Here is a 12,585-nt window from a genome sequence, read left to right on the forward strand (position 1 = left end):
TACTGAGTGACGCTTCACGCCGAAGAATAATGAAAAAAATGCCGCCGAGGGACAGTAACATCTGGCAGAGTATAGAGAAAAAAAGAGAAGATTCCTGGCGAGCAAAGAAAAAGGCAAAGCCGATGCTTTGCCTTGTCTGCTACGTTAGAGCAATGGGCGTTCCCCACGGTGCCAGAGTTTTACCAGCAAACGCTCTGCAGCGTGGCTGGCACTGGCGCTGAAACGGTCCATCATTTTACGACGACGCGCATAATGTACGCGCAGTACGCTGAAATGATGCATTTGTTTGATGATCACATCGTCACTGGTGGCGATAGCATCCACGAGGTCGAGATCCAACGCCTGACGACCATACCAGTGCTCACCGGTCGCCACTTTTTCCAGATCGAGCTTCGGTCGCATCTGGTGAACAAAGCTTTTGAACAGCTGATGTGTTTCATCGAGATCTTCACGAAACTTTTCGCGGCCTTCATCGGTGTTTTCGCCAAACAGCGTCAGAGTGCGTTTATATTGCCCAGCGGTGTGAAGTTCCACATCAATATCATTGCGTTTAAGCAGGCGATTAAAGTTAGGGATCTGTGCCACTACACCGATTGAACCCAGAATGGCGAACGGAGCGGCAACAATATGATCGGCCACACAAGCCATCATGTAGCCGCCACTGGCCGCCACTTTATCCACGGTCGCCGTGATGCGCAGCCCACCTTCACGCAGACGCTGCAATTGGGAAGCCGCCAGACCATAGCCATGCACCACCCCACCAGGGCTTTCCAGACGGATCAGGACTTCATCCCCTGGCGTGGCAACCGCCAGAATCGCCGTGACTTCTTCACGCAGGCCGCTGACTTCGTGGGCATCAACGCTACCTTTAAAATCAATCACGTAGAGAGTCGGTTTCGCTGCTGCCACCGTGCCCTGCTTCGCATCGCGTTTTGCCGCTTTCGCCTTGAGCTTTTCCTCTTTCTTATGCTGCTTCTGCCACAGCTTCTGCGCCTCTGGCTTCATCTTGGCCAAACGCAGATCATCCTGCATTTGCTGATAATCATCGCTGAGGTCAGTGAGCTGGAGATGCCCAGCCTGGTTGCGTTTACGTTGCGCGGCGTTGACCACGATCAAAACAATAGCGGCAACAGCGACCACCAGCGTCACGACTTTTGCTAAAAATAACCCATAGCTGAAAAGGAGATCCATTCGGCTGCCTTCTTATTAAACAGAGTTTTAGATACGTCAGTAAGTTTACCTGCTTTACCGTTTCTCGTCGCCAGGCATGACATCCTCGTTTACAGATTGCATGGCACAGGTTTGCACCGGACGCTAAAATCAGGCATAAAGCGTGCTTTAGCGAGACTTAACACAGGACGGCAAGCGTGCTCTATCAACCTGAAAACGATTTACTGCAAGACAAGCATATTCTGGTCACTGGCGCTTCCGACGGTATTGGTCGCGAGGCCGCGCTGACGTATGCCCGTTTCGGCGCAAAACTGATTTTACTGGGCCGGGATACAGTGCGCTTACAGTCGGTTGCTGATGAAATACAGCAGGTGAGCGGTCATGCGGCAACGTGGCATACCTTTGACTTTAGCCATGCTACGCCGGAGAGCAGCCAGAAACTCGTCGCACAGGTCGCGCAACAGGTGCCCCGTCTCGATGGTGTCTTACACAATGCCGGGATCCTGGGTGAAATTGTGCCAATGAGCGAGATTGATCCACAGGTCTGGCGGCAAGTGATGCAGGTGAATGTGGATGCCACTTTCTGGCTGACTCAGGCGCTGTTGCCACTGCTGTTGAAATCACCTCAGGCCTCGCTGATTTTTACCACCTCCAGCGTGGGGCGCGTGGGGCGTGCAGGTTGGGGTTCGTATGCGGTCTCGAAGTTTGCCACTGAGGGCATGATGCAGGTGCTGGCCGACGAGTATCAAGGGCAGTCTCTGCGCATTAACTGTATCAATCCGGGTGGAACCCGCACCAAAATGCGTGCCAGTGCATTCCCGGATGAAAATGCGCAGAAGCTGAAAACCCCCGCCGATCTGATGCCGCTCTATCTGTGGCTGATGGGCAAAGACAGCGCAGCAGAGAACGGCAAAAGCTTCGATGCTCAGCCAGGACGCAAAGCCGGACCCGCAGAGTAATGGGCGAACAACGTCATCAGCAGCGTCAGCAGCGCCTGAAAGAACAGGTTGACGCGCGCATCGCTGCCGCGACTGAAGTGCGTGGAATTTTGATGGTGTTTACTGGTAACGGTAAAGGGAAAACCACCGCGGCGTTTGGCACCGCCTTACGCGCCTGCGGCCACGGCAAGCAAGTCGGCGTGATTCAGTTTATTAAAGGCGAGTGGCCCAACGGTGAACGCAATCTGCTGGAGCCGCACGGGGTAGAGTTTCAGGTGATGGCGACGGGTTTTACCTGGGACACGCAAAACCGCCAGACCGACACCGAAGCCTGCCTTGGCGTCTGGCAACATGCCCTGCGCATGCTGGCTGATAGCCGTCTGGATCTGGTGATCCTGGATGAAATCACCTACATGGTGAGCATGGATTATCTGCCGCTGGAAGCGCTGGTTAGCGCGCTACAGCATCGTCCTGCCCATCAGAGCGTCATTATTACCGGGCGCGGTTGTCATCGAACGCTGACAGAAATGGCGGATACCGTCACAGAAATGCGCCCGGTCAAGCACGCCTTTGATGCCGGCATTCAGGCGCAACAAGGCATCGACTGGTGATCTGACGTTTTTAAATAAAAAAAACCCGGCTTAGCCGGGTTTTGCAAACACGTCTTCTTTAATTAGCTGCCGCGCTTAGGTGCGCTGCGGCGAGTATTAGTACCGGTTTGCGTATGACGTTTTACCGCACGGCGGATCTGATTAGCCTTAGTACGACGGCGATCTTTCTCCACAGCCAGTTTAGTCACGGTTTCTTCATCCATGTCGACCAGCGTGCGCAGGTAGTTCACCGCAGGCAGATCCATTTCGGTCCAGCCGCCACGTGGCAGACCTTTTGGCAGTGCAATATCACCGTAACGCACACGGATCAGACGGCTAACCTGCACGCCAACTGCTTCCCACAGACGACGAACTTCGCGGTTACGCCCTTCAGTCAGGGTGACGTTGTACCACTGGTTGATCCCTTCACCGCCGCTAAACTTCAGCGTTTTGAATGCGGCGGGGCCATCTTCCAACTGAACGCCTTTGCTAAGCTGACGAATTTTATCGTCATCAACCTGACCAAAGACGCGCACGGCATACTCGCGCTCAACTTCACGGCTTGGGTGCATCAGACGGTTTGCCAGTTCACCATCAGTAGTGAATAACAGCAGACCGCAGGTGTTGACATCCAGACGTCCTACCGCAATCCAGCGTGAACCGCGCAGACGTGGCAGGCGATCAAACACCGTTGGACGCCCTTCTGGATCATTACGGGTGCAGAGCTCGCCTTCTGGTTTGTAATAAGCCAGTACGCGACACACTTCCGTGGTGGATTCTGCGATGGAGACCAAATGACCATCAATACGAATTTTCAGGCCTTTGTCATTTTCGACGCGATCACCCAGGGTGGCCAATTTGCCATCAACGCTTACGCGGCCTGCGGCGATTTTTGCTTCGATTTCACGACGCGAACCGTGGCCGGCACGCGCTAAAACTTTTTGTAACTTCTCGCTCATGGAGCTGCCTCACTGTCGCCTTCCCAGGCGTCGGATTTGAATAGCTTAATACTTATAAATCAATAGGTTATATTGACCTTCGGGTGCTATTATACAGGATGTACAACACGAAGTAACGCTTAATGTTGTCGCGATACTAACCAAAGAACGAATCGTAAGATCAGTGAGTTGAAAATTAAATTATGCAAAATGGAGTAATAATCACTTTATGCTCTGCTATTCACAAAAATACATCTGGTTAGTCGTTATAAGGATCAAAGTTGACCTTTTCACGCGCCTCTTCTATAGTTCTTAGAAGGGGTATGCATCCTGCAGCCTGATATTACTCAATTTCTCTAAAAAAAAATTAATTAAATTAATATATATCTTAAAGAGGTCCTATGTCAGACTTTCTTTTAGCTTCCCATAATTCACGTCGTTCTAACAGTAGATCAAATACAAGTAATAGCTCACAGCAGACTAGTGACTTGCTAAATACTTCTTTTTCCAGTGATAATGTTTTTGAAGAGGGAGTCACTATTCCTATAGCCGAGGGTATAAAGCTTACATCCTCAGACCCTGAGTTCAGTACAAATAAGAATAACAAATATCAACTAAAGAAATCAAAAAAACATGATAAAACTTACAAGTATATTTTAAGTGAAACTGGCTCTGACGTTATATCTGTCACTAACAAAAACATCACAGTTGTCGAATATGCAACACCTGAAACCATCATTCCTGCTGGAAGGTCTCTTTTGCTGCTGAATAATGTTTTCTCTAAAATCAGTGATGGAAATTATAAATTCAACCTTACTGTTCCCGATAGTTGCATCCAGTCCACTGAGTACATACTAAACACTGCTCTTGGACAGGTGAATAATGATGGTAAGTTCCCCTTCCTCAAAGAAGCTAGAGATGAACCCTTCGAGGAACGCTATTCTCATAACTTAATCATTGAATTTGAAAATAAACCTAAAAAAAACAGTAAACTGAAAAAATTCCCTGCACTAAATATTAGTCAGGATGAGAATTTCAGGGAGAAATTTGTTAATGCCAACAAGAAATATAGTTTTAACACTTTAAGCAAGAATCTAATGGTGGGTAATGGCATCATCGCGCTCAACACCTTAGACCCAGATTCTGTATTTCATATCAGTGCTGTCGTTGCTGCATATGCTGAAAATGGTATTATAAAAACGTTTCTAGTATCAGATGCTGATGAAAAAGACAGAAGTGAACTCAAAAACTACTCAATTAGCGGAGGTAAGCTTACCAAAAAAGACGTTATAAAATTGCCCAAAATTACCTCGATACGTATGATTGCTGTTAATGATTATAATTTTAAACAATGGCAAGGATACGACCCTCAGACCCCACATGAACCAGGACAATTCTCCAGTGAAAATGGCTTTTTGATTGGAAAAGTCAATGTAAGAAAAAAATGAAACCTCATTATATATACATAACCATCTTGATTATTTTATGTTCATGCAGGCAGCGGTGTATTTTATATTTTTCACCTGTTATTTTATCTCAATGAAAGTTTCGTTCTACCACCTGCATACATTAGAATAAATTATGTATTGTTGGTCTACTAAAATGAAAGGTGGTCCATGTTAGTAATTTCACTTAAAACAGTTACTTTAACTACAGCTACATAAAAAAAACCACATCACCCTAACAAGTTGAGTTAAATTTCCGTATAAGACTTAAAACCCTTAATCAAATAACCTTCACTTGAATTATCTTAGGCACAGTAGTATTAATAATATAAAAATATACATTTGTTGTTATATACATTAAATAAAAACACGCTAAATCAGAGAGTTGCAGACAAACGCTTTGGTTGATGCATAAAAGAAATTTAATTACATGCCATGAATCTTCACCAGGGATTTACCGGCATGTCTGAATGAAGATCACTCCATGAGAAAACGACTGCTCGTGCCTGCGCTTGCTGCGCTGGGCTTGTGCGGCTGTTCGGTGGGTCATACCGAATACAGCCGTACTGCACTGTCACATGTTGATATGAGCTTTACCGGCGCGCCCACCATTCTGGGGCTGGGTACGCTGGGCACCACCATTCCCCTTACGCCTGAATACAGCCTGACTGCCGCCCACGTGGCAAAATTTGCCTTACAGCGGGTTAAGGCCTATCACCCGTATTGTGACGTTGCGATTATTTATCATAAAAACTCACCCTACACGCTGACAAAATTCCGCAGCAGTGAAATGGGCGAACCGATTAAAATGTACGGCTACAGTTTTGTTAGCGCATTGCCAGTTGAGTCGGAGGGGGTTAATTTAGCCCGGACCACTATCCGTAACCTCTGGAATAAAAAACCCTGCATGGCGGTGGCTTCTAATGCCGGTGTGGTTCAGGGCATGTCCGGCGGCGGTGTTTATAATCGTGATGATACGTTGGCGGGTGTCATCGTTGGTTATACCAGCGGGATTAAAAATAACCGCAGTGGCAAAGTTTTCCTGAAAGATGTGTCACTCTACATTCCCTATGGGGAATTCAAAACCTGGCTGCAAAGTAATATTAATCAGGCACCGGGTAACAGTGCCTGAGGGAATCATCAGCGGAAGGGGTTGGGATCGCCGGCCCCGACCCGCACTACGGCAGGCGCATCGTCAGTCAGGTCCACCACCGTGGTAGGCTGTTGACCCAGCGTGCCGCCATCCAGAATCAGATCGACCAGCTTGCCAATGCTGTGCTGGATATCTTCTGGATCAGATTCCGTGAAGTCATTACCTGGTAAAATCAGCGACGTTGACATCAACGGCTCATTTAAGCGCTCCAGCAACGCCAGGGCCACAGGATGCTCCGGCACACGTAAACCGATGGTTTTACGCTTTTCATTCATGAGGCGACGAGGCACTTCTTTCGTGGCTTTCAGAATAAAGGTGTACTGGCCCGGCGTGTTATTTTTCAGCAGACGAAAAGCACTGTTATCCACCTGCGAATAAACCGACAGTTCAGAAAGGTCACGGCACATCAGCGTGAAATTGTGATTGCCGTCCAACTGGCGAATACGGCAAATGCGCTCCATGGCATTTTTATCTTCCAGGCGGCATCCCAGCGCGTAACCGGAATCGGTGGGATAGACAATCACGCTACCTTTATTCAGATAATCTACCGCCTGGTTAATCAGGCGCGGCTGTGGGTTATCCGGATGAATATGAAAACGTTGACTCATAACAAACCTCTTATCACCTTGCGGTGTTTATTATCTCGGTGCAAGCGCCGGGAAACGCTCCCAAACTGGCTGTACGCCGCCAGGTAGCCACAGCTTGCGCCCCAGTTCAATCCATGGGCAGGGCTGATGAAAATCAGAGCCCTGTGAGCCCGCCAGGTCATGTTCCTGCGCCCACAGGCTGTGCTGTGTACGCTCATGGGGGGCCTGTTGGCACTGTGCCACCTCCATCGCGTCACCGCCTGCGGCTTTAAACCACGCAATCAGGCGTTTCAACCACTTAGTCGAAAGGCCGTAACGCCCAGGGTGCGCCAGCACGGCGCAGCCACCTGCCTCATGGATGGCGGTGACGGCTTCCTCAATTGTACACCAGAGTGGGGGCACATAACCGGTTTTGCCACGCGCCAGATACTGTTTGAATACCTGAACCATGGTATCCGCTTTACCCAGCTCAATAAGGTAACGCGCAAAGTGACCACGGGTAATAACCCCCTCGCCTGCCAGCCTGCGCGCGCCCGCCAGTGTATCCGGAATACGCGCTTTTTCCAGCCGTTCTGCGATGCGCTCCGCACGCTGTTGACGAAACTCACGCTGTGCAGCCAGCAAGCGCTGTAGCGCGGGATGCTGCGGATCGATCTGTAATCCGACGATGTGGATCTCATGGTTTTCCCACAGCGTCGAAATTTCCACGCCCGGCACTACTTTCAAGGGCAGTTGCTGATCGATCACCGTTTGCTGCGCCTCGGCAATGCCATCGACAGAGTCGTGATCGGTTATCGCCAGCACGCCAACACGATGGGTGACTGCACGTTGTACCAGTTCTGAAGGGGTAAGTAATCCGTCCGATGCCCGGGTATGGCTATGGAGATCGTACAGAGGAAAACGTGGGATCTCGCTCAAGATGCCGTCCTGCATTGTTGAATTTGCCGGGCATGATAACGATTTTGTTTGATGATGAAAAAGGCTATTGACTTTTCTTATGCGAACCCGTTAACTAGTACGCAAGTTCACAATACATCTCAGGGTGAAAATCATGGCTGTTAATCAGATGCTGTTCAAAGGGTGGTGGCGCAACGTTCCCAGTTTCGGGCGACGTTGTCCTGCACACTTTGTTTAATCGCCGTGCAGAACCCCTGAGCCCGCCTAGCAGCGGGCTTTTTTTTAGGCGTAATTCAGAGAATTGATCATGCCAAATGCGAAACCAACATTGAAGTTAATCACCAGCAGCGCACCGTATCGTGAAGATCCTGCTGCGGTGTTTCACCAGCTGTGTGGCGCTCGTCCAGCAACGCTGTTACTGGAATCCGCTGACATTGACAGCAAACGCAATCTAAAAAGCCTGCTGATTGTTGATAGCGCTCTGCGTATTACCGCGTTGCATAACCGCGTAAACATTCAGGCACTGTCTGAAAATGGCCGCGCACTGTTACCGCTGCTGGATGCGGCCTTGCCTGCTGAAGTGGAAATCAACGCACGCCCTGATGGCCGGGAACTGGTGTTTCATCCGGTACAACAGGCGCAGGATGAAGACTCGCGTTTACAGTCACTGTCGGTATTTGACGCACTGCGCCTGATTCCAACACTGATTAACACCCCGGCAGATGAGCGGGATGCGATGTTGCTTGGCGGGTTATTCGCCTATGACCTGGTGGCAGGTTTTGAAGAACTCCCGACGCTCAGCAGTGAACAGCGTTGCCCGGATTACTGCTTCTATCTGGCAGAAACTTTGTTGGTATTAGATCACCAGCAGCAAAGTGCGCGTTTGCAGGCCAGCTTGTTCGCGCCTTCTACCAGCGAATTCCAGCGTCTGCAAAGCCGCCTGGAGCAGTTGCACGGACAAATGTTACAACCCGCGCTGCCATTGCCGGTTCAGCAAGTGCCAGAGATGACGCTGACCACCAGCCAGAGTGATGAAGACTACTGCAACGTGGTGCGTGAGATGCAGCAGGCAATCCGCGTGGGTGAGATTTTCCAGGTGGTGCCTTCACGCCGCTTCTCCCTGCCTTGCCCTTCTCCGCTGGCCGCCTATGACACGCTGAAGAACAGCAACCCTAGCCCCTATATGTTCTTTATGCAGGATCAGGATTTCAGCCTGTTTGGTGCCTCACCAGAGAGTTCGCTGAAATACGATGCGCCTTCTCGCCAAATTGAAATCTATCCGATTGCCGGTACGCGCCCACGTGGCCGCCATGCGGATGGTTCACTGGATCGCGATCTCGACAGCCGGATTGAGCTGGAGATGCGCACCGACCATAAAGAGCTGGCCGAACACCTGATGCTGGTGGATCTGGCTCGTAACGATTTAGCACGTATCTGCGTACCGGGCAGCCGCTATGTAGCGGACCTGACCAAAGTCGACCGTTACTCCTTTGTGATGCACCTCGTTTCCCGCGTGGTGGGTAAACTGCGTGAAGACCTTGATGTCCTGCACGCCTACCGTGCCTGTATGAACATGGGCACACTGAGCGGCGCGCCAAAAGTCCGTGCAATGCAGCTGATTGCCGCAGCTGAAGGAACACGTCGCGGCAGCTATGGCGGCGCCGTCGGTTACTTCACCGCCCATGGCGATCTCGACACCTGCATCGTCATTCGCTCGGCCTATGTGGAGGATGGTGTTGCGACCGTTCAAGCAGGTGCCGGTGTGGTACTCGACTCCAACCCGCAGGCGGAAGCGGACGAAAGCCGTAACAAAGCGCGTGCGGTACTGCGCGCAATTGCCAGCGCCCATCACTGTAAGGAGATTTTCTGATGGCCGATATCTTACTTCTCGACAACATCGACTCCTTTACCTACAACCTGGTGGATCAACTGCGCGCCTTTGGCCACAACGTGGTCATTTACCGTAACACCGTGCCAGCGGCGCTTTTAATCGAACGCCTGCAGCAGATGGAAAATCCTATTCTGATGCTGTCACCTGGCCCTGGCGCACCTAAAGATGCAGGCTGCATGCCTGAGCTGCTCCAGACCCTGCGTGGTCGGCTGCCGATTATCGGTATCTGCCTGGGCCACCAGGCGATTGTAGAAGCCTACGGCGGACATGTGGGTCAGGCGGGTGAGATCCTGCACGGTAAAGCCTCAGCTATCAGCCACGATGAGAGCGAAATGTTCCGTGGATTGAGCAACCCGCTGCCCGTTGCCCGCTATCACTCACTGGTCGGCAGCAACACCCCGGCTGACCTGACCATTAACGCCAGCTACAACGGCATGGTGATGGCAGTGCGTCATGATGCCGACCGCGTGTGCGGTTTCCAGTTCCATCCCGAATCTATTCTCACCACTCAGGGTGCGCGTCTGCTGGAGCAGACGTTGGCCTGGGCGCTGGCGAAGTAACAGGAAGATGACTATGCAAGCAATTCTGGAGAAACTGTATCAGGCCGAGACGTTGAGCCAGGCGGAGAGCCATAGCCTGTTCAGCGCAATTATTACCGGACAACTGGAACCCACACAGCTGGCAGCGGCGCTTATCGCGATGAAAGTGCGCGGTGAAACTCCGGCGGAGATCGCCGGTGCAGCCACCGCACTGCTGGAAGACGCACGTCCCTTCCCGCGTCCGGATTATGCCTTCGCGGATATCGTCGGAACAGGCGGTGACGGTAGCAACAGCATTAATATTTCCACCGCCAGCGCATTTGTTGCCGCAACGTGTGGTGTCAAAGTGGCTAAACACGGTAACCGCAGCGTATCGAGCAAATCTGGTTCGTCAGATCTGTTGGCCGCCTTTGGCATCAGCCTGGATATGCCAGCACCGCAGGCGCGTAAGGCCCTGGACGATCTCAACGTGTGCTTCCTGTTTGCGCCGCAGTATCACACCGGTTTCCGTCACGCGATGCCTGTGCGCCAACAGTTGAAAACCCGTACGCTGTTTAACGTACTGGGGCCGTTAATCAACCCCGCGCGCCCCCCTCTGGCAGTGATTGGCGTCTACAGCGCCGAGCTGGTTGGGCCGATTGCAGAAACCCTGAAAGCGTTGGGCTATCAGCGTGCCGCAGTGGTACACGGCGGTGGAATGGATGAAGTGGCCATCCACAGCGTGACCCATGTTGCTGAACTGCGTGATGGCGAAATTACCCGTTATCAGCTGACGCCAGAAGACTTTGGTTTTGGCTTCCGTCCGCAAGAATCTCTGGCAGGCGGAACCCCGGAAGAAAACCGTGACATTCTCACGCGATTACTCCAGGGTAAGGGCGAGCGAGCCCATGAAGAAGCGGTTGCGATGAATGTGGCCCTGCTGTTGAAAGTGTTTGGGAATGAAGATTTGCGTGACAATGCGCAGCGTGCGCTGACTGCGATCCACAGCGGTCAGGCCTATGAACGTGTTGTTGCTCTGGCAGCAAGAGGATAATCATGCAAGGTACGATTTTAGCGAAAATTGTGGCAGACAAAGCCGAATGGGTAGCAGCACGTAAGCAGCAACAGCCTTTAGCCACCTTCCAGCATCTGGTAGAGCCGACAGCGCGTAGTTTCTACGATGCCCTGCACGGTAAGCACAGCGCGTTTATTCTCGAGTGCAAAAAGGCTTCTCCGTCTAAAGGACTGATTCGGGAAGATTTCGATCCCGCAACGATCGCCGCTATCTATCGCCCGTTCGCTGCTGCGGTTTCCGTCCTCACCGACGAAAAATATTTCCAGGGCAGCTTCGATTTTCTGCCCATCGTCAGTCAGGTTTTGACCCAGCCCGTGCTGTGTAAAGACTTCATGATTGATGAATATCAAATTTATCTGGCACGCCACTATCAGGCAGATGCCATTCTGCTGATGCTCTCAGTGCTCGACGACGAACAATACCGTCATCTGGCTGCCGTCGCCCATAGCCTGAAAATGGGCATTCTGACCGAAGTCAGTAATGAAGAAGAGCTGGAACGAGCCATTGCGCTGGAAGCCAAAGTGGTGGGTATCAACAATCGCGATCTGCGTGATATGTCGATTGACCTGAACCGGACTCGCCAGTTAGCGCCGCGTCTGGGTGCCGGTGTCACCGTGATTAGCGAGTCAGGCATTCACAACTATCGCCAGATTCGTGAGCTGAGCCATTTTGCTAACGGCTTCCTGATTGGTTCTGCACTGATGGAAGAGCAGGATCTCCCTGCTGCGGTACGTCGGGTGATTCTGGGTGATAACAAAGTCTGTGGCCTGACGCGAGCTGAAGATGCGCGTGCTGCCTGTGACGCGGGCGCCCTCTACGGCGGTCTGATTTTTGCCCAGGGTTCGCCACGTCAGATTGATGCTGCACAGGCGGCATCAGTACAGTCAGGTGCCCCACTGAGCTATGTTGGCGTGTTCCGTAATGCCCCGATCGACGAGGTACATGACCTCGCGACGAGCCTAAAGCTGAAAGCGGTTCAGCTGCATGGTGATGAAGACCAGGCCTATGTAGCGACGCTGCGCCAGCAACTTCCGGCTGACATCCAGATTTGGAAAGCCTTGAAAGTTGACGCAGACCTTCCTGCGCGCGATTGGGCACATATCGATCGCTACGTGTTGGATAACGGCAACGGTGGCACGGGCCAGCAATTCAACTGGCAGCTGCTACAGGGGCAAGATTTGAGCAACGTGCTGTTGGCTGGCGGACTGAATGCCGATAACTGCGTCGAAGCTGCGCAACTGGGCTGTGCCGGTCTGGATTTCAACTCCGGCGTTGAGCAGGCCCCCGGCATCAAAGATGCCGCCAAAATCGCGGCTGTATTCCAGAAGCTGCGCGCGTACTGAATTTACCAGGCCTGCATAATGCAGGCTGGAGAAAAGGAAA

The 12,585-nt window shown here is 51.6% G+C and carries 10 protein-coding genes and 1 pseudogene; 7 read left to right on the plus strand and 4 right to left on the minus strand.

What is annotated here, in order from left to right:
• Positions 1 to 144: 144 nt before the first annotated feature.
• On the minus strand, positions 145 to 1,191 hold the full coding sequence (gene sohB, locus B880_RS0104895; protein ID WP_017346261.1) for a protease SohB: 1,047 nt from the start codon (positions 1,189 to 1,191) through the stop codon (positions 145 to 147).
• Between the two features lie 176 nt (positions 1,192 to 1,367).
• Here sohB and B880_RS0104900 point away from each other — a divergent pair, with 176 nt between their 5' ends.
• Both B880_RS0104900 and cobO read left to right on the plus strand, forming a co-directional pair.
• Positions 1,368 to 2,129 (plus strand): YciK family oxidoreductase, encoded by a 762-nt coding sequence (locus B880_RS0104900; protein ID WP_017346262.1) that lies wholly within the window; start codon positions 1,368 to 1,370, stop codon positions 2,127 to 2,129.
• On the plus strand, positions 2,129 to 2,719 hold the full coding sequence (cobO, locus tag B880_RS0104905) for a cob(I)yrinic acid a,c-diamide adenosyltransferase (RefSeq protein ID WP_017346263.1): 591 nt from the start codon (positions 2,129 to 2,131) through the stop codon (positions 2,717 to 2,719). The genes B880_RS0104900 and cobO overlap by 1 nt, the downstream gene beginning before the upstream one ends.
• Before the next feature lie 62 nt (positions 2,720 to 2,781).
• Here the strand turns inward: cobO and rluB are convergent, their stop codons facing one another.
• The gene (rluB, locus tag B880_RS0104910) at positions 2,782 to 3,657 is read right to left on the minus strand and encodes a 23S rRNA pseudouridine(2605) synthase RluB (protein WP_017346264.1); all 876 of its coding nucleotides are present in this window, start codon (positions 3,655 to 3,657) and stop codon (positions 2,782 to 2,784) included.
• A 380-nt stretch (positions 3,658 to 4,037) separates the two neighbouring features.
• On the opposite strand from rluB, the gene B880_RS0104915 reads away from it, so the two are divergent.
• Positions 4,038 to 5,084, plus strand: a complete 1,047-nt coding sequence (locus B880_RS0104915) for a hypothetical protein (protein WP_157060507.1) — start codon at positions 4,038 to 4,040, stop codon at positions 5,082 to 5,084.
• Between the two features lie 481 nt (positions 5,085 to 5,565).
• Entirely contained in the window at positions 5,566 to 6,213 is a 648-nt protein-coding gene (locus tag B880_RS0104920) for a serine protease (RefSeq protein WP_017346266.1), read from the plus strand.
• 8 nt (positions 6,214 to 6,221) lie between these two features.
• On the opposite strand, the gene B880_RS0104925 is transcribed toward B880_RS0104920, so the two are convergent.
• Both B880_RS0104925 and rnm read right to left on the minus strand, forming a co-directional pair.
• On the minus strand, positions 6,222 to 6,842 hold the full coding sequence (locus tag B880_RS0104925; RefSeq protein WP_017346267.1) for an L-threonylcarbamoyladenylate synthase: 621 nt from the start codon (positions 6,840 to 6,842) through the stop codon (positions 6,222 to 6,224).
• A 30-nt stretch (positions 6,843 to 6,872) separates the two neighbouring features.
• Positions 6,873 to 7,739 (minus strand): RNase RNM, encoded by an 867-nt coding sequence (rnm, locus tag B880_RS0104930; RefSeq protein ID WP_026042428.1) that lies wholly within the window; start codon positions 7,737 to 7,739, stop codon positions 6,873 to 6,875.
• A gap of 286 nt (positions 7,740 to 8,025) precedes the next feature.
• On the opposite strand from rnm, the gene B880_RS0104935 reads away from it, so the two are divergent.
• The 3 genes and pseudogenes from B880_RS0104935 (at position 8,026) to trpCF (ending at position 12,545) form a co-directional block, all read left to right on the plus strand.
• Positions 8,026 to 9,588, plus strand: coding sequence for an anthranilate synthase component 1 (locus B880_RS0104935; RefSeq protein ID WP_017346269.1), 1,563 nt, complete (start codon positions 8,026 to 8,028; stop codon positions 9,586 to 9,588).
• Positions 9,588 to 11,181 (plus strand): annotated as a pseudogene (gene trpD / locus B880_RS27045) (bifunctional anthranilate synthase glutamate amidotransferase component TrpG/anthranilate phosphoribosyltransferase TrpD). Before B880_RS0104935 ends, trpD begins: the two are co-directional and overlap by 1 nt.
• A 2-nt stretch (positions 11,182 to 11,183) precedes the next feature.
• Entirely contained in the window at positions 11,184 to 12,545 is a 1,362-nt protein-coding gene (gene trpCF, locus B880_RS0104950) for a bifunctional indole-3-glycerol-phosphate synthase TrpC/phosphoribosylanthranilate isomerase TrpF (protein WP_017346272.1), read from the plus strand.
• The last annotated feature ends 40 nt before the right edge of the window (positions 12,546 to 12,585 follow it).

This window comes from Pantoea sp. A4, from assembly GCF_000295955.2.
Lineage (GTDB): Bacteria > Pseudomonadota > Gammaproteobacteria > Enterobacterales > Enterobacteriaceae > Pantoea > Pantoea multigeneris.

Coding starts and splice junctions, on each gene's coding strand:
- B880_RS0104915 (WP_157060507.1), top strand. CDS start 4,038: ATGTCAGACTTTCTTTTAGCTTCCCATAATTCACGTCGTTCTAACAGT.
- sohB (WP_017346261.1), bottom strand. CDS start 1,191: ATGGATCTCCTTTTCAGCTATGGGTTATTTTTAGCAAAAGTCGTGACG.
- B880_RS0104925 (WP_017346267.1), bottom strand. CDS start 6,842: ATGAGTCAACGTTTTCATATTCATCCGGATAACCCACAGCCGCGCCTG.
- B880_RS0104935 (WP_017346269.1), top strand. CDS start 8,026: ATGCCAAATGCGAAACCAACATTGAAGTTAATCACCAGCAGCGCACCG.
- cobO (WP_017346263.1), top strand. CDS start 2,129: ATGGGCGAACAACGTCATCAGCAGCGTCAGCAGCGCCTGAAAGAACAG.
- B880_RS0104920 (WP_017346266.1), top strand. CDS start 5,566: ATGAGAAAACGACTGCTCGTGCCTGCGCTTGCTGCGCTGGGCTTGTGC.
- trpCF (WP_017346272.1), top strand. CDS start 11,184: ATGCAAGGTACGATTTTAGCGAAAATTGTGGCAGACAAAGCCGAATGG.
- rluB (WP_017346264.1), bottom strand. CDS start 3,657: ATGAGCGAGAAGTTACAAAAAGTTTTAGCGCGTGCCGGCCACGGTTCG.